The sequence below is a fragment of the Vibrio sp. 1402 genome, from assembly GCF_033340275.1.
The window spans coordinates 215,171-231,682 of sequence record NZ_JAWOWE010000002.1; the positions used below are offsets into that span (position 1 = coordinate 215,171).

At 45.3% G+C, this 16,512-nt stretch carries 15 protein-coding genes; 8 read left to right on the forward strand and 7 right to left on the reverse strand.

Going from position 1 to position 16,512, the window contains the following annotated elements; genetic code table 11:
- Positions 1-8: 8 nt before the first annotated feature.
- Together torA and R7044_RS04465 are read left to right on the forward strand one after the other, a co-directional pair.
- Positions 9-2,471 carry a trimethylamine-N-oxide reductase TorA gene (gene torA, locus R7044_RS04460; RefSeq protein ID WP_225455370.1) on the forward strand — a complete coding sequence of 821 codons (2,463 nt, stop codon included), beginning with the start codon at positions 9-11 and terminating at the stop codon, positions 2,469-2,471.
- Positions 2,472-2,669: 198 nt separating this feature from the next.
- Positions 2,670-4,409 carry a glycoside hydrolase family 36 protein gene (locus R7044_RS04465; protein WP_205390804.1) on the forward strand — a complete coding sequence of 580 codons (1,740 nt, stop codon included), beginning with the start codon at positions 2,670-2,672 and terminating at the stop codon, positions 4,407-4,409.
- Positions 4,410-4,485: 76 nt separating this feature from the next.
- Here the strand turns inward: R7044_RS04465 and R7044_RS04470 are convergent, their stop codons facing one another.
- On the reverse strand, positions 4,486-5,700 hold the full coding sequence (locus R7044_RS04470) for a putative manganese transporter (RefSeq protein ID WP_225455371.1): 1,215 nt from the start codon (positions 5,698-5,700) through the stop codon (positions 4,486-4,488).
- Between the two features lie 186 nt (positions 5,701-5,886).
- Here R7044_RS04470 and R7044_RS04475 point away from each other — a divergent pair, with 186 nt between their 5' ends.
- Positions 5,887-6,792 carry a manganese-dependent inorganic pyrophosphatase gene (locus R7044_RS04475; protein WP_017634678.1) on the forward strand — a complete coding sequence of 302 codons (906 nt, stop codon included), beginning with the start codon at positions 5,887-5,889 and terminating at the stop codon, positions 6,790-6,792.
- 68 nt (positions 6,793-6,860) lie between these two features.
- Positions 6,861-7,250, forward strand: coding sequence for a DUF2750 domain-containing protein (locus R7044_RS04480; RefSeq protein ID WP_005378129.1), 390 nt, complete (start codon positions 6,861-6,863; stop codon positions 7,248-7,250).
- An 82-nt stretch (positions 7,251-7,332) separates the two neighbouring features.
- On the opposite strand, the gene R7044_RS04485 is transcribed toward R7044_RS04480, so the two are convergent.
- The 6 genes from R7044_RS04485 to pspF form a co-directional block, all read right to left on the reverse strand.
- Complete coding sequence (locus R7044_RS04485; protein WP_225455372.1) at positions 7,333-8,124, reverse strand: ATP-binding cassette domain-containing protein; 792 nt, start codon at positions 8,122-8,124, stop codon at positions 7,333-7,335.
- Positions 8,121-9,116: an oligopeptide/dipeptide ABC transporter ATP-binding protein gene (locus tag R7044_RS04490; protein WP_005378126.1), complete on the reverse strand. Its 996-nt coding sequence runs from the start codon at positions 9,114-9,116 to the stop codon at positions 8,121-8,123. The genes R7044_RS04485 and R7044_RS04490 overlap by 4 nt, the downstream gene beginning before the upstream one ends.
- Positions 9,116-10,003 carry an ABC transporter permease subunit gene (locus R7044_RS04495; protein WP_005378123.1) on the reverse strand — a complete coding sequence of 296 codons (888 nt, stop codon included), beginning with the start codon at positions 10,001-10,003 and terminating at the stop codon, positions 9,116-9,118. The genes R7044_RS04490 and R7044_RS04495 overlap by 1 nt, the downstream gene beginning before the upstream one ends.
- Complete coding sequence (locus R7044_RS04500; RefSeq protein WP_005378122.1) at positions 9,990-10,952, reverse strand: ABC transporter permease; 963 nt, start codon at positions 10,950-10,952, stop codon at positions 9,990-9,992. Before R7044_RS04500 ends, R7044_RS04495 begins: the two co-directional genes overlap by 14 nt.
- The gene (gene sapA, locus R7044_RS04505; protein ID WP_017820870.1) at positions 10,952-12,571 is read right to left on the reverse strand and encodes an ABC transporter substrate-binding protein SapA; all 1,620 of its coding nucleotides are present in this window, start codon (positions 12,569-12,571) and stop codon (positions 10,952-10,954) included. The genes R7044_RS04500 and sapA overlap by 1 nt, the downstream gene beginning before the upstream one ends.
- Positions 12,572-12,776: 205 nt before the next feature.
- The gene (gene pspF, locus R7044_RS04510) at positions 12,777-13,784 is read right to left on the reverse strand and encodes a phage shock protein operon transcriptional activator (RefSeq protein ID WP_225455373.1); all 1,008 of its coding nucleotides are present in this window, start codon (positions 13,782-13,784) and stop codon (positions 12,777-12,779) included.
- A gap of 232 nt (positions 13,785-14,016) precedes the next feature.
- Between pspF and pspA the strand changes: the two genes are divergently transcribed.
- From pspA to R7044_RS04530, 4 genes are all read left to right on the forward strand, one after another.
- On the forward strand, positions 14,017-14,688 hold the full coding sequence (gene pspA / locus R7044_RS04515) for a phage shock protein PspA (RefSeq protein ID WP_170890559.1): 672 nt from the start codon (positions 14,017-14,019) through the stop codon (positions 14,686-14,688).
- Positions 14,689-14,702: 14 nt separating this feature from the next.
- Positions 14,703-14,936 carry an envelope stress response membrane protein PspB gene (pspB, locus tag R7044_RS04520; protein ID WP_005378117.1) on the forward strand — a complete coding sequence of 78 codons (234 nt, stop codon included), beginning with the start codon at positions 14,703-14,705 and terminating at the stop codon, positions 14,934-14,936.
- Entirely contained in the window at positions 14,929-15,318 is a 390-nt protein-coding gene (gene pspC, locus R7044_RS04525) for an envelope stress response membrane protein PspC (RefSeq protein WP_025766867.1), read from the forward strand. Before pspB ends, pspC begins: the two co-directional genes overlap by 8 nt.
- A gap of 161 nt (positions 15,319-15,479) precedes the next feature.
- Positions 15,480-16,511: an efflux RND transporter periplasmic adaptor subunit gene (locus R7044_RS04530; protein ID WP_005378114.1), complete on the forward strand. Its 1,032-nt coding sequence runs from the start codon at positions 15,480-15,482 to the stop codon at positions 16,509-16,511.
- The last annotated feature ends 1 nt before the right edge of the window (position 16,512 follow it).

Genomic DNA, 16,512 nt, shown 5'->3' on the forward strand with positions numbered 1-16,512 from the left:
AATTTTAAATGGCTATTACACGAAGAAGTTTTCTTAAAGGTGTAGCAACCACAAGTGCAGCGTCAGTAATTGGTCCTAGCTTATTGGCGTCCGCCTCTGCAAATGCCGTTGAGACGACAGGTACTTGGAAAGTAACCGGTTCTCACTGGGGCGCGTTCCGCGCCCACATCTACGCGGGTAAAGTTCAAGAGATCAAGCCGCTAGAGCTAGACAAAAACCCAACAGAAATGTTGAACGGCATTAAGGGTATTATCTACAGCCCTTCACGTGTTCGTTATCCAATGGTTCGTCTAGATTGGTTGAAGAAACATAAATACAGCGCAGATACTCGCGGTAACAACCGTTTCATCCGAGTAACTTGGGATGAAGCGCTAGACTTGTTCTACCGTGAGCTAGAACGTATTCAAAAAGACTACGGCCCATGGGCGCTGCATGCAGGTCAAACAGGTTGGAACCAAACGGGTTCATTTAACAACTGTACCGCGCACATGCAACGTGCAGTGGGTATGCACGGCAACTTCATCACGAAAGTAGGTGACTACTCGACGGGTGCAGGCCAAACCATTATGCCTTACGTGCTAGGTTCAACCGAAGTTTACGCACAAGGTACGTCTTGGTCTGAGATCCTAGAAAACTCTGACAACATCGTTCTTTGGGCTAACGACCCAGTGAAAAACCTTCAAGTAGGTTGGAACTGTGAAACGCATGAGTCGTTTAAGTACCTTGCACAACTAAAAGAAAAAGTGGCGAAAGGTGAGATCAACGTTCTATCTGTAGACCCAGTGAAGAACAAAACTCAGCGCTACTTAGAGAACGATCACTTGTACATCAACCCGCTGACAGACGTAGCGTTCATGCTCGCTGTGGCACACGTGTTGTACAACGAAAACCTGTACGATAAGAAATTCATTGATACTTACTGTCTAGGCTTTGAAGAGTTCATTCAATACGTTCAAGGTAAGACAAAAGACAAAGTAGAGAAGACGCCTGAATGGGCAGCAGCGATTTGTGGCGTGAAAGCGGACAAGATCCGTGAATTCGCACGCATGCTAGTCAGCGGTCGTACACAGATCCTGATGGGTTGGTGTATCCAGCGTCAAGAGCACGGTGAGCAGCCATACTGGGCAGCGGCTGTGGTTGCTGCAATGGTTGGTCAAATCGGTCTACCTGGTGGTGGTATCTCTTACGGTCACCATTACTCAAGTATCGGTGTGCCTTCTACTGGTTTCGCGGGCCCTGGTGGTTTCCCTCGTAACCTTGACCAAGGTATGAAACCGAAGTGGGACAACAACGACTTTAACGGCTACAGTCGTACTATCCCAGTTGCACGTTGGATCGACTGTCTGCTAGAACCTGGCAAAGAGATCAGCTACAACGGCGGTAAAGTGAAACTGCCAGACTTCAAGATGATGGTTATCTCGGGTTGTAACCCATGGCACCACCATCAAGATCGTAACCGCATGAAGAAAGCGTTCCGCAAACTTCAAACGGTTGTAACGATCGAGTTTGCTTGGACTGCGACATGTCGTTTCTCAGATATCGTTCTACCGGCGTGTACGCAATGGGAACGTAACGACATCGACGTATACGGTTCATACTCGAACAAAGGTCTGATTGCGATGCATCGCCTAGTTGATCCATTGTTCCAATCTAAGCCTGACTTCCAAATCATGAGTGAACTAACTCAGCGTTTTGGTCGCCGCGAAGAATACACTCGTGGTATGAGCGAGATGGAATGGATCGAAAGCCTTTACAACGATTGTAAAAAAGCGAACGAAGGTAAGTTTGAAATGCCAGAATTCAACGAGTTCTGGGAGAAGAGCGTACTAGACTTCGGTGAAGGTAAACCTTGGGTTCGTCATGCGGACTTCCGTAAAGACCCTGAGCTTAACCCATTAGGTACACCGTCTGGCTTCATCGAGATTACATCACGCAAGATCGGCCGTTACGGTTACGAACACTGTCAAGAGCACCCAATGTGGTTCGAAAAATCAGAGCGTTCACACGGTGGTCCTGGTTCAGATAAATACCCATTCTGGTTGCAGTCTTGCCACCCTGATAAGCGTCTGCACTCTCAAATGTGTGAGTCTGAAGAGTTCCGCGCGACTTACGCGGTACAAGGTCGTGAGCCGGTTTACATCAACCCAGCGGATGCCAAAGCAAAAGGCATCAAAGATGGTGATTTGGTACGTGTATTCAACGGTCGTGGTCAGCTATTAGCTGGTGCTGTTTTGACTGACAGCTACCCACGTGGCGTTATTCGTATCGAAGAAGGTGCGTGGTACGGTCCTCTAAACGAGAAAGAAGGCGCAATCTGTACCTACGGTGATCCTAACACGCTAACGCAAGACATCGGTTCTTCTGAGCTTGCACAGGCGACTTCTGCGAACACATGTATCGTAGACTTCGAGAAGTTCACAGGTAAAGTGCCGCCAGTCACTTCATTTGGTGGTCCGATCGAAGTTGCTTAATTAGTGCAGTTTGCATAAATCCAAATACCAGCCTCAGGGCTGGTATTTTTTTATCAAAATTTCAGTGAGCGTTGTCTCAATAGTAACTTCATAACGTTAAACGAGACTGGTATTCGTGATGATGGTAACGAATTGGGTGAGACAAGCAGGAGATAATGCGCCAAGCTAAACAATAATAATTAAGTGAGTAGACTCTTTATGGCTCAGAGCATTCAATTAGCAAATCACACTGAGATCACTGTGAATAACAATGACTTCCAAGTTGAAGTCGAGGGTAATCAATTACATTTTTCTTTTGCTGGTCTTCACAATAAAACCTTTACGGACCGTGAAGTGTTATTCGAAATGCCGTTTTTGTACGAGCACGAGGCCAACGTAATTGGGGATGGTTTTCAAATGTTGGCGCAAACGGCGGGAACGATCAATCACCCCGTTGATATTGGTCGCTGCCCAGACAATAATCCTTCTTATCGAATCTACCCTAAAGATGCCCCTAAGCGTTATTACAACTATTTAGTGGTGGAAGGTTCAGCGGGCTACACATTATTTGGCTTCACATCATGTCATCGCTTTGCAGGCTATTTTGATGTTGTGCTGCGTGATGGGCATTGGGTTTTATCAGCCGCAATTGATGGTGAGTTGACTCAAGTGGCGGATTGGGAAAGTAATCAACTTGAATCCGTGGCGGTACTCTGTGGTCAATCGCTGTCCGAGCTTTATCAAACCTATGGCGAGATGATTGCAAAGCATCATCCTGTTCGCCAAGGTGTGACACAAGATGCGCCTGTTGGTTGGTGTTCGTGGTACGCGTACTACGCGGACGTGACAGAGCAAAACATCATGCAGAACGTGGATTGCATGCAAGATAAGCTCGAAGACCTAGAGTGGCTACTTCTGGATGATGGCTATCAAGCCTTTATGGGCGATTGGTTAACCCCATCAGATAAGTTTTCTGGTGGCGTAAAAGAGCTCATTCATAATATCCGTGCAAAAGGAAAAAAGCCGGCAATTTGGATGGCGCCTTTCATTGCACAGCCTGAGTCGGAGATCTTCAAACAGCATCCAGATTGGTTTGTTCTCCACAAGGATGGTGGCTTACTTAAAGCAGAAGATGTCACATACGGTGGTTGGCGATGCACGCCCTGGTACATACTCGATACCTCAAACCCAGAAGTGCAAGACCATCTGACGCATGTGGTCTCTGTTATGCGTCAAGAGTGGGGCGTTGAGCTATTCAAATTAGACGCAAACTACTGGGGCACCTTAAAAGGTGTTCGTAAACAATCTGGTATTACAGGCGTTGAGGCGTATCGCTTAGGAATGGAAGCGATTGCCAAAGGCGCTGGTGATGCGTGGCTTTTAGGTTGCAACGCGCCAATGTGGCCATCTCTGGGGCTTGTGGATGCAATGCGTGTTTCTGACGATGTAGAGCGTCATAGTCGTCGATTCGAACAGATAGCCAAAGAAACCTTTTACCGTAGTTGGCAGCACCGAAAATTGTGGCAAATTGACCCGGATTGCGCCACGTTCACTTCATTAGCTAATCAATCTGCATCCAGAGAAGAGTATGAATTTCATCGCACGGTGTTATTAGCGAGTGGTGGTTTGCTGCTGTCTGGTGACCCGCTCCCTGAGATTACGCCGTTTGCTAAGAAGACACTGTCTAAGCTCATGTTACGTCAACAACGTAACCAGCAATCTGCAAAGTTTACCGCTTTGAGTTTAAATCACGCGTTTTTAAAACTAACGACGAAGAATGACCTCCATTGTTTGTTTAATTATGCGAGTTACGGAGCGATGGAATTTACGCTGACGTCTGATCAACCGGTGGACTGGTATGATTACTGGACAGGGGAAAAGCTAAACCAAGAACCTTGCCAGTTGTTAATGGTGAGCGTGGATAAAGGGCTCAATGCGAAAGCGATCGTTACAGCATAACGTGAAGTAAATCGCCTAATACCAAGATCAAGAAAGGAGCCTATTGCGGCTCCTTTCTCGTTTGATGCTCTGAGCGTTAGAACTCGAATAAAAAGTAATACCCGTATCCAACAATAAACGCAGGAATGGACGAGTAAATAGTCGCGACCAAAGCAGCTTTCGGTGCCATTGCAATAGCGGGGAATAGGGCGTCACCATCGTTAGAAATCGCATTGGCCAGTTGCGCAGAAAGTGGCGCTGCACCAGAAATGTATAGGCTAGTGACTAAAATTTGCGGTCCACAACCAGGCAACATACCAATGGCTAGGCCAGCTAATGGCATCCAAATTCCCCAATGAGAAAAGGTTTCTACAAGGTCGAGTCCAGAAAAATAGGTCGTCAGTTCAAACGCCAGAAAAGCGACGATCACCCAAGCACTGACGAAATTCGTATCTTGTGCTGCTTTTTGAATCGGGTGTGAGTCCACGATTTTTTCATCTTCAGAGACCGTTGACTGATAATCGCCGAGCTCTTTTGTCATAGCCCACAACGACATTGTGATCACCGCGAAGATAGCGCCCAGCCATTCAATGGTATTGGCCTGCAAAGACAACAGCTGATTAATATCGATTTGGAAAGACATTAACACAGCAACGACACTAGCAGGCACAATAAGCCATTTCCAAAATGCGCCTTGTAGATTGATTGCACGTTGTTCAAGGTGTGTGTGTCGGTCTGTCTGGTGTTGGCAACAAGCATGTGTCTGAGGTGCTTCTTTTGGTTCTGGTCGCAGAAAGTTATCAGCATGAAAAGCATTAACGACTAACCCTGAAAGAGTACCCACGATAATGCCTAATCCAACCACGCCTAATCCAACACTTGGTTTGGCGGCCAGAAGTAAAAAGGCAGCGTCACCCATTGTTGAAGTAAGTACCGCGACAATCGCACCAAATCCTACTCGGCCACTAATAAATTGCGTTGTCACAACAATAGCGCCACCACAGCCAGGCAAAGCACCCAACAAAGAAGCAAAGAAAACCTGATGATTACGCGAGCGATGATATAGCTCGGTAATTCGATTGGTTTTCGACATAAAGTTTGAAAGATAATGATAAATAGCCAATGTGGCAGCAACATAGCATGACACCGCCCAGAATGAGTCGGATAGCGTCTGTACGGCTACGTCACGTGTATTTTCATTGCCTAGCAAAATGAGCATGACGATAGGGATCAGCAATCGCTTATAAGCTAAACGAAACTGAGTAGGCTGAAACAACTGTTGTGCAGAGTGTAATAATTGGGTCGCGTTCATCGTTTACTCAAATGCAAATAGGAATAATTATCATTATATGTAAATGAGATTTATTCGCAATAGCATTGTGAACTTTTCTTCGTGTCAAACTCTCTGAAATCAGGTAAAGTATCGGCCTTTGTGAGCAAACACGCCCTAATTAACTGTATTAGGCGGCGTATAAAATTGACTTGAATAGGAAGAAACATGATTCTAGTTGTAGGTCATAAGAACCCAGACAGTGACAGTATTTGTAGTGCACTCGTTGCAACTGAACTTCTAAAAGCGCGTGGCGTTGAAGCTATGCCAATTCGCCAAGGCGAAATCAACCGTGAAACTCAGCACATCCTAGAAGTTGCTGGCGCTGAAGTTCCTGAGCTTCGCACATCAGTTGCGGGTGAGACCGTTTGGCTAGTAGATTACTCAGATCTAGCACAAGCACCAGACGATATCGCAGAAGCTGAAATTGCGGGTATTGTTGACCACCACCGTCTAGGTGACGTGATGACAGTAAACCCAATGGAAGCATGGATCTGGCCTGTTGGTTGTACCAACACTGTTCTATTCAACATGTTCAAGATTGAAGGTCACGCGATTACTCCACAAATTGCTAAGCTAATGATGTCAGCAATTCTATCTGACACAGTAGGTTTTGCTTCTCCAACTTGTACACAAAAAGACAAAGATGCCGTTGCTGAATTAGCGGCAATCGCAGACGTACAAGATGTTGACGCGTTCACTAAAGATCTTCTAATTGCTAAAACAAACATCGAAGGTCTATCAGCGGCTGAGCTTGTTGAGAAAGACCTTAAAGGTTACCCATTCAACGGTCGTGACGTAGTGGTTGGTCAGGTTGAACTTGCAACTCTTGAGCAAGTTGACGGTATGATCGAAGCACTAGAAGCAGACCTAGAATCTCGTTGTGAGAAAGATAACCTAGCGTTCGCTGCTGTAATGCTAACAGACATCACGACTGCTCAAACTCGTCTTCTATACAAAGGTGAGTGGGCTGAGAAGCTTGTTAAGCACGAAAAAGACGGCATGCTAATGATGGAAAACACGCTAAGCCGTAAGAAGCAAGGTTGGCCTTGGCTTCAAACTGAGCTAGCTTAATTTTCTAGCATATACTTTAAATGCCCGCCTAGCTGCGGGCATTTTTCTATGGGAAATAGGAGACGAATATGTCTGAGCAACTGACCCAAGAGCAGATGGATACCATTAATCGCTACAACGAAGAGCAACGTTTAAAGTACTGCGTAAAAGAGATTGTGGCGAATCGTAAGGTTTGGATTCTGAAAGACGAACATGGCTGTGTCATGTTAAATACAGAAGATGATGATTGTGTACCAGTATGGCCAAACGAAGAGTTCGCTTTGCAATGGGCGAATGGTGATTGGGAAGATTGCGAGCCTGAGGCGATCTCTTTAAACAAGTGGCACAGCCGTTGGACCTCTGGTCTAGAGGATGACGAGCTATCGATTGTTGTATTCCCAAATCAAAATGAAGAAGGGGTCGTATTGTTTCCTGACGAGTTTGATTTTGAACTGCGCAAACAAGCGAGCCGCCGTTAGTTCTTTGATTAGTACCCATGCAATAAAGAAGCCTGCGTTAAAGCAGGCTTCTTTACATTTGCACGATTACATCTTTGATAAGCTATTTTGTTTGATGGCTTGGCGCTTTATAAAAGTGGCTTTCGACTAGTCGTTGAGTAATAGGATTCTCGGGATGAGTCAGTACTTGGTTGGTCTCGCCAAACTCGACCACTTCACCTTCATGCATCACCATCACTTTATCAGTAATATGCTTAACAATGCCAATATGCTGAGACACGTACACAAATGACAATCCCATCTCTTCTTGCAACTCGAGGAATAAGTTAATGATCTGCGAGCGCATTGCCATATCCAAACCGTTTAACGCCTCATCAGCGACAATGATGGAAGGTTGAAGAATAAGTGCACGAGCCAAACACACGCGCTGTTTTTGACCGGCAGCTAGCATTTGTGGATAAAAATAGGCGTGCTCAGGCAGCAATCCTACGCGGAGTAGGGTGTTCTTTACACGCTGCATGCGCGCATCTGGCGGCATGTTGGTATTTCGCTTTAGCGGACCTTCTAAAATACGACCAATCTGGATTCGTGGGTTTAACGATGTGTTTGGATCTTGGAAAATCATGCGGATGAGCTTGCAGCGTGTCGCGTAATCTTTGTGCTCCAATCGTTCGCCATTCACACGGATCTCTCCGGAGCTTGGTTCAACAACGCCAGCAAGCATACGAGCTAGTGTGGATTTTCCTGACCCGTTTTGACCAATAAAACCAATAGTTTGTCCTGGCTCTAAAGTAAAGCTTACCGGTTTAACTGCCTCATTAACCTGACGTTTGAACAGACGGGAGCGCGTAACAAATTGCTTCGATAAATTATCGACTTCAAGTAACGCACTCATGACTTTTTCTCCGTGTTCAATGGAAAGTGGCAGTTAAATTTATGATTCTTAATTCGTCTGGTGTGTGGAATTTCTACACATTGTTTCTGCGCATATGGGCAACGTGGTCCGAGGCGACAACCGATAGGTAGATGCTGCAATGGCGGAATCGAGCCCGGTAGGGATTGGAGTTTTTGCTTGTGTGGTACCCAATCATTAAAGTCAGGCATCGCTTTAAGCAAGGCATCGGTGTACGGGTGCTTGGGTGCCGCAATGATTTTACTGGTATCGGCAGACTCCACCGACTGACCACAATACATTACCGTAATACGCCCTGCCCACTGTGTTATGGTCGCTAAGTCGTGGCCGATAAGCAGAATGGTTGTGTTATTAAGTTGGTTCATGCGGCTCAACAGACGCAAAATTTGCGATTGGGTAATCGGGTCTAAGTCGTTGGTTGGCTCATCTGCTATCAGCAATTTAGGTTTGGTCGCAATCGCCATGGCAATCATGACCTTTTGACACTCACCATCAGTCAGTTCATAAGGGTAGCTACCCATTAAACGCTTGTGATCTTTAATACCCACTTTATGCAAAAGCGCGATGGCTTGTTTTTTACGCCATTTAAATCGCTCCCACCATTTCCCTTCAAATGCGCGAGATGGAATGGATTCAATCAATTGACGCCCGACTTCCTCTGAAGGGTCAAGACAAGTTGAAGGCTCTTGGAAAATCATCGCAATATCACGAGCAATGACGCGCCGACGCTCTTTTGGCGTAAGCTGAAGCAAGTCAATATTGCCAAGGCGCATACGGTCTGCGGTGATGCGCCAGTTATCTTTACTTACCCCGACAATCGCTTTTGCAACTAAGCTTTTCCCTGAACCAGACTCACCTACAAGACCACGAATTTCGCCTTCGTTCAAAGTTAGGCTCATTCGGTCAACGGCTTTGACTAACCCTTGAGGTGTTTCGATCTCAATGGTCAAATGTCGAATATCTAACAACGGCATTATTCGATCCCCGCATTAAGCGCTTGACGTACACCTTCACCTACTAAGTTTAGGGTAATAACAGTAAACATGATGGTCAGGCCGGGTAGGGTCACTGTCCAAGGTGCAATATAAATAAGCTCGACAGAGTCACCTAATATTGCTCCCCACTCGGTGCTTGGGGCCTGTGCACCTAGGCCAAGAAAACCCAGTGCCGTAATATCTAAAATCGCAGCAGACAGCGCGAGTGTTATTTCAGCGGCAATGACCGTCAGAATGTTAGGAAGAATTGAACTCCACAGTAAGTAGAAATCATTAGCGCCATCAAGGCGTGCCGCCATTATGTAGTCTTTTTCAACTTCGGTGTGGACTGCGATATAAACAGAGCGAATAAAACGCGGAATCAAAGCCAAGCAGATTGCGAGTAAAATATTGAACCCACCAAAGCCGAGAAATGCCACAAAAATGATTGCTAATAAGAGCGACGGGATCGACATGACGGTATCGAGCAAGTGGTTGAGAGTACTCGACAGTAAGCCTTTCGTCATACCTGCCAATACGCCAATTAAACAGCCTACAACGGCAGCAATTGCGGTGATGGCGACAGCAGCGCCAAATGTTAGCTGAGAGCCCATAATCAGGCGCGAAAGAATATCTCTACCTAAGTCATCGGTCCCCAAAAAGTAATCAACCGTTCCTGCTGGGGCCCATGACGGCGGCACAAGCAATTCACCAGACTGTGCTTGGGCGTCAAATGGTGCAAGTAGGGGAGCAAAAATGGTAATAAGGACGATAAACACCAAGCACCACAAGCCAAACATGGCTAGTCCGTTGGCGCGGTAGCTTCGCCAAAAACGCTCAAACTGTGTTGGAATGCGCTCTTCCTGATAAACGTTATTTGTTAGCATACCATTCCTTTCGAACTAAAGGGTTAATCATCGCGCCAATCAAATCCGAGAGTATGTTAGCGGTAAGAACCAAAGTCGCAAGTACCATCACGCCAGCTTGGATAGATGCATAGTCTTGGCTTGCTAGCGCATCTAAAAGCCAACGACCAATACCTGGCCAGTTAAAAATAGACTCCGTGATGATAGCTAAGGTAATCATACTCGAAAGTTGAACACCAACTTTGGGAATGATAGGCGGTATCGCATTCCGCAATACATGTTGAGTTACGATTTCGCGGTTCGAAAGACCTTTGATTCTCGCTGCACGGATGTAGTTTTGGCTCATCACTTCCGCTACCGAGGAGCGCATTAGTCCGACAACCTGGGTGGTTGGAGCCAAAGCGAGCACCAAACATGGCAGTACCATATGCTCAATAACGCTTTGCAGTGCGTGAGCGCGGTATTCGCCTTTCGCCATGAATGCGTCGATAATGGCAAACCCGGTTACATGATCAATTTCGTAAAGTAAATCATACCGTCCCGCAACGGGAAAGAGTTGGTATTCCAATGAAAAGACCATGATAAGTAGCAGAGCTACCCAAAAAATTGGGGCGGAATAACCAGACATCGACATGAATGAAATGCTGGTGTCGAGCCATTTACCTTGCTTCATCCCAGCCACGGTTCCAAGTGGAATACCGATCAAAAGGGACACCAAAAAGGCAAAAAAGCACAGTTCCAAAGTGGCAGGGAATACGACGGCGAGCTCGTCATAAATCGCGTTGCCGTTTTTACTTATGCCAAAATCAAGCTGAGAAAGGTTGATTAAGTAAGTTTGCCAACCAGACCAAAAATCAACGTTTGCCCAGTGCGAGAGAGGGTCAAGGCGAAGCAGAGAAAAACCCACTAATGTAAGGATCATCAAAGTGATGATAAATAGGTTAAAGCGTCGAACGGTATACCAAAACATCAGTGAATTCTCTCAACTCTATCAAACGGTTGGGCATTGAAAGGGCTTGATTTGAAGCCTGTCAGCGATTTGTCGTGCACACGGAACTGCACGCCATGCGCCAGAGGAATAACCGGGAACTCTTGATTCAAAATGTTCTGTGCTTGGCGATATAGGTTCAAACGGTAACGCGGTTCTTGAGTTTCTAACGCCAAATCGAGCAAGAAATCGAAGTCATCGTTACACCACATGGACACGTTAAGGCCAACGCGGTCAGACTCGCAAGATAATAAAGGGCGGAAAAAGTTGTCAGGATCCCCGGTATCACCAATCCAACCAGTTAAAAGTAAATCGATATCGTTGATGTTCTCCAAATCCACACGTTCAAACCTATCATCGGTCAGTAGCGTTAATTTAACCCCAATATCGGCAAAATTCGCTTGGATTAACTCCGCAGTCTTACGAGGGCTTGGGTTAAAAGCACGTGGTTCAAGTGGTACCCACATGGTCAATTCTAGGCCGTCTTCGTAGCCTGCATCTCGAAGTAGTGCCAATGCATAATTCCGGTCATAACGAATTTTTACGCTGTCTTTTTGATAAGCCCATGAATTTGGTGGTAGCAAGGTATAAGCTTGGGAGCCAGTTCCGTAGTAAACCGAATCTAAAATATTTTGACGGTTGATCGCTAAGTTAAGAGCTTGGCGAACTCGAGCATCACTCAGCGCGGTGGTTTCTGTGTTTATCGCAATAAAGGAAACGTTGTTAGCTGGTGTAGCCGTCAGCTCAAGGTTGTCATTTTCTTGAATGACAGGTATTTGGCTCGAAATAGGTGAAGAGAGTACGTCACACTCGTTTCTTAAAAGTTTAGCTAATGTACCCGTGCCTCTGTGAGAGATATCGAACACCACTTGTTCCATTTTTGCTGGTGACTTCCAGTAATTAGAATGACGCTCTAATCGAATCAAATCGTTCACTTGGTACTCTTTTAATTGATAAGGGCCGGTACCGATAGGAAGTTGGTCGATTTCTTCTTTATGATCTTTTGCTGCCAATTGCTGTCCATACTCCGCAGACAAGATAACCGCATGGCTGGTGGCAATATTGGCCAAGAAAGAAAAGTTTGGCTGAGATAACGTAAACCTTACCGTATGCTCATCTATTGCAACCACGTCTTGGAGTAGGTTTTGAAAATCTAACCCTGCAAACCATGGATAAAAACCACCACCTACTTGGTGAAAAGGATGGTCTACATCGATGATTCGCTTGAAGCTAAATACCACATCTTTTGCATTCAATGGGCGAGTGGGTGTGAACCAAGGCGTGGTTTGGAATTTAACACCACGTTTAAGCTTAAACGTGTATTCCGTCCCTGATTCATTTACTGACCAACTCTCGGCGATGCTTGCCACGGGCTGATGTGATTTAGGATCGAGCGTGAGCAGCGTATCGTACAGCTGCGGGCTCAGAGCCTCTGCGGTAATACCGCTATCAATAAGCTGAGGGTTAAACGTGGTCGGCTTACCCTGTCCGCAAAACACAAAGCCAGCTTTGCGAATATCATTGTGGTCAATTTCATCGCCACAAGCGGTAAGTAGGCTAATCCCAATAAGGCTCAGCGATAATCTTATAAAAGCATTCATAATATGAAATGTTCATTGGATCTTGCTCGTTTCGTTTGATCTTACTCTTTCAAAGCTAACAAGCGAAAATGATCTCGCTAATTTATCACCTTTGTGAACTCGCTCCAAACATAAAATCCATACACTGTAAGGTGTTATGCCATAAATGCATGCGAATTAGAGCGCAGTCACGAGCTCGTGTATTGATTGAGTACTCTCGGTCAAGTTAGCATTGTCCGACCAAACCATATTTTCTAACCATCCCTCGTAATTGGTGATAGCTCAAGCCAAGTAGCTCGGCTGCTTGTCGTTGATTAAACTTGGCTTCTTCCAATGCACGATTGAGTAAATGGATATCTTGTTCCTCTTGCCATTGTTTATAGTCTAGAGGGAATTGGATGGTGTTGCTTGATGCTTCCTCTTCTTGTTGTTCTGCTTGTTTTGCACTATGGCCAAGCGCGCTGTGCCAAACCGTTTCAAAAGGATTGAAAATCAGCTCATCAATTGGGTGAGCATTCAGACCATGTTGGTAAATCGCACGTTCAATCACGTTTTTTAGTTCGCGGACGTTACCGGGCCATTCATATTCAATAAGCGACTGCTGCGCTTTTGGGGTAAAACCGACAAAGTATTCCAGTTGCAGTTCACGACACATTTTCATCGCGTAGTACTCTGCTAAAGATAGAATGTCTTCTTTGCGCTCGCGAAGAGGCGGTAACATAATGACATCGAAGGCTAGCCTGTCGAGCAGATCTGCACGAAAATTACCTTGCTCTGCCAATTTTGGTAGGTCGGCATTGGTTGCACAAACAAGTCGAACATCAGCATTGAGAGCGGTATGACCACCAACTCGCTCATATTCACCATATTCGATGACGCGTAAAAGCTTTTCTTGAACTAAAAGTGGTGCGGTCGCGAGCTCGTCAAGAAACAAAGTACCGCCCTCGGCACGCTCGAAACGCCCTTTATGCTTACCTTTAGAGCCCGTGAAGGAGCCGGATTCATGTCCAAACAATTCGGAATCTATTAGCCCTTCGCTTAATGTCGCACAGTTGAGTGATAGTAGTGGTTTATCCCAACGTCTTGATAAATAATGCAAACGCTGAGCGATGAGTTCTTTACCCGTACCTCGTTCACCAATGATGAGGACAGGGCGCTCAATGGGTGCAAGTTGTGATACTTTATCTAGTACAGCGAGAAAAGCAGGTGATTCACCAATCAGGTTTTGCTTCATAAAGTCCTTCTTATTTAACAGCCGAGCCACGATTTAGAGATAGAGTTGGTAAATTTCACCAACAGTTGGTGAAAAACATCATAGCACAATAGTGTGTAACGACAACAAAATGAATAACGCTCTGATTTAAAAGAAAATTATAAGTTGGCACGTTACTTGTTATATATTCAGGGAGACACAAGGTTAATCACCACCTTGTCGAGTTTTAATAGGAAAAAAGAGGAGTTCCGTTATGGGTATTTTTTCTCGATTTGCAGATATCGTTAACTCAAACATCAGTGCATTACTGGACAAGGCGGAAGATCCTGAAAAAATGATCCGTCTTATCATTCAAGAAATGGAAGACACACTTGTTGAAGTGCGTACTAACTCGGCTAAAGCGATTGCAGACAAGAAAGAGTTGGCTCGTAAGGTTGAAACGTTAGAAGAGCAAATTGGCGAATGGGGCCAAAAAGCGAGCTTAGCATTAGTTAAAGAGCGCGAAGATCTAGCTCGTGCAGCATTAATTGAAAAGCAAAAGCTAGAGCAAGTAATTAAAGGCCTCCACACTGAGCAAACCTTAGTGGAAGAAACGATCGATAAGCTTACTGGCGAGATTGGTAAGTTGGAAAGCAAAATTGCTGAAACGCGCGCAAAACAGCAAGCACTAGCAATTCGCAACCAAACTGCATCTAACCGTCGTGATGTGCAAAAACACCTGCACACTAGCCGCACTAATGAAGCGATGGCGAAATTTGAGCAGTACTCACGTAAAGTGGATGAAATGGAAGCGGAAGCAGACCTGTATGCTCAAACTGGTAATGCTAAATCGCTAGAACAAGAGTTTGCAGAGTTGCAAGCACAAGACGAAATTGAAAAAGAGTTGGCAAAACTGAAAGAACAGATGTCATCGAAAAATAAATAAGAAAGGAGCCATTTATGTCGGCATTTTTTATAGCAGGACCAGTGATTGTCTTTTTAATCTTTGTCGCTCCACTATGGCTCTTCTTACACTATCGCAGCAAACGCAAAACAGATAGTGCACTGTCGAGCCAGGACTTAGAGCGCCTTCAGGTACTATCTGAAAAAGCAGAAGCGATGCAGTCCCGAGTTGATACATTGGAGCGCATCTTGGATGCTGAGTCACCAACATGGAGACGCAAGTATGAATAATCGAGAGCTGTATCGTGATCCAGTAAATGGCAAAATCTCCGGTGTTTGCGCCGGAATTGCCAACTACTTTGGTGCAGAAGTTTGGTTGATTCGTATTGTAGTGATTTCTGCAGCGCTGTTAGGTGGTACGTTTTTGGTATTGTTAGCGTACATCGCGATGGCGTTTATGTTAGAAAAGCAACCAGTAACGTATTCTGAAAATATCAGAGCGCAGCAAGAGCATACGCTCAAAAGTAAGCCTTGGCAGAAAGGGCAAAGCCCTGATCAACTGCTCAGTGTGTTGGAAAGGGATTTTGACCGTCTTGATGGCAAAATTCGTAACATGGAAGCGTATGTTACGTCTGATACATATAGGGTGAACAGAGAATTCAGTAAGCTCTAGGTATTTTGTATCCAAAGAAGATTTAACTGAAGCAGGCATAAAGCCTGCTTTTTTATCACAAATTACTAATTTTAAAGCACTATTAATCTTTTCTGCTCTGGAAGTTCGTTCAAAATTCATCTACTTTAAAAATAATCCCCCAATTTTTATGGATGAATGTAATGAGAAAATTGCTCATTCCTATTGCCATCTCGGCTGTCTTGTCGGGGTGCGGTAAAGAACTTCCTCCTGTTCCTGAACCTGAATCGCGCCCTGCGAAGCTATTTACAGTATCTGTTGGCAATGCCCAGTTTGAGCGACATTTTCCTGCCACGACGGAAGCTGGCGATAGAGCAGTACTGACATTTCGAGTTCCTGGGCTTCTTCAAACGATAGAAGTGAATGAAGGTCAAGTCGTCAGTAAAGGTGATGTTTTGGCGTCGTTAAACCCAGATGAATATTCTCTGCTCGAACAGCAAGCTCGGGCAAATTTTTTGCTCGCAGATGTGCAATACAAGCGATACCAAAAGCTACGTAAAGACCAAGTAGTATCTGAGCAAGATTTTGATGAGGCAAAAGCGAATCACAACTCGGCAAAAGCTCAATGGAATCAAGCAAAGGCAAACTTAAGGTATACCAAACTTGTCGCGCCATATGATGGCACCATTTCGTACATTCCAGCAGAAAACCATGAATATGTTGCCGCGAAAGAAGGGGTGATGAATATTCAGTCCAACCAACTCCTCAAAGTGATATTCCAAATCCCAGACTATCTTCTAAATCGTTACACGCAGGGGAGCGATGTCTCTGCCAGAATGATATTTGATGCGTTCCCCGAGCGAGCCTTTGACTTAACCTTTCAGGAAATCGATACAGAAGCCGACCCTAAAACGGGCAGTTACAAAGTCACGATGGTCATGGAGCGGCCAGCAGAAATAGGCCTTTTGCCGGGAATGTCTGGCAATGCTTACCTCCTGTCCAAAAGTGCAGGAGCGACAAAGATTCCTAACTCCGCGTTGCTAGAAGAGAACGGCAAAACATACGTTTGGCGTGTCGATGAGCAAGGCATTGTGTCCAAAGCCGCAATTGAGATGAATGACAAAAATCAAGTGTTAGCTGGGCTTAACGATGGCGACCAAATCATTATCTCGGGTGTCAGTGTAATTGAACCCGGAATTAAGGTAAGAGCGTGGATTAAGGAAAGAGGGTTGTAAT

What these genes read in the sequence shown, in the direction of transcription:
- torA (WP_225455370.1), top strand. Translation starts at nt 9, where the DNA reads ATGGCTATTACACGAAGAAGTTTTCTTAAAGGTGTAGCAACCACAAGT.
- pspA (WP_170890559.1), top strand. Translation starts at nt 14,017, where the DNA reads ATGGGTATTTTTTCTCGATTTGCAGATATCGTTAACTCAAACATCAGT.
- pspF (WP_225455373.1), bottom strand. Translation starts at nt 13,784, where the DNA reads ATGAAGCAAAACCTGATTGGTGAATCACCTGCTTTTCTCGCTGTACTA.
- R7044_RS04470 (WP_225455371.1), bottom strand. Translation starts at nt 5,700, where the DNA reads ATGAACGCGACCCAATTATTACACTCTGCACAACAGTTGTTTCAGCCT.
- R7044_RS04490 (WP_005378126.1), bottom strand. Translation starts at nt 9,116, where the DNA reads ATGCCGTTGTTAGATATTCGACATTTGACCATTGAGATCGAAACACCT.
- R7044_RS04530 (WP_005378114.1), top strand. Translation starts at nt 15,480, where the DNA reads ATGAGAAAATTGCTCATTCCTATTGCCATCTCGGCTGTCTTGTCGGGG.
- R7044_RS04475 (WP_017634678.1), top strand. Translation starts at nt 5,887, where the DNA reads ATGATTCTAGTTGTAGGTCATAAGAACCCAGACAGTGACAGTATTTGT.
- pspB (WP_005378117.1), top strand. Translation starts at nt 14,703, where the DNA reads ATGTCGGCATTTTTTATAGCAGGACCAGTGATTGTCTTTTTAATCTTT.
- sapA (WP_017820870.1), bottom strand. Translation starts at nt 12,571, where the DNA reads ATGAATGCTTTTATAAGATTATCGCTGAGCCTTATTGGGATTAGCCTA.
- pspC (WP_025766867.1), top strand. Translation starts at nt 14,929, where the DNA reads ATGAATAATCGAGAGCTGTATCGTGATCCAGTAAATGGCAAAATCTCC.
- R7044_RS04500 (WP_005378122.1), bottom strand. Translation starts at nt 10,952, where the DNA reads ATGTTTTGGTATACCGTTCGACGCTTTAACCTATTTATCATCACTTTG.
- R7044_RS04485 (WP_225455372.1), bottom strand. Translation starts at nt 8,124, where the DNA reads ATGAGTGCGTTACTTGAAGTCGATAATTTATCGAAGCAATTTGTTACG.
- R7044_RS04495 (WP_005378123.1), bottom strand. Translation starts at nt 10,003, where the DNA reads ATGCTAACAAATAACGTTTATCAGGAAGAGCGCATTCCAACACAGTTT.
- R7044_RS04465 (WP_205390804.1), top strand. Translation starts at nt 2,670, where the DNA reads ATGGCTCAGAGCATTCAATTAGCAAATCACACTGAGATCACTGTGAAT.
- R7044_RS04480 (WP_005378129.1), top strand. Translation starts at nt 6,861, where the DNA reads ATGTCTGAGCAACTGACCCAAGAGCAGATGGATACCATTAATCGCTAC.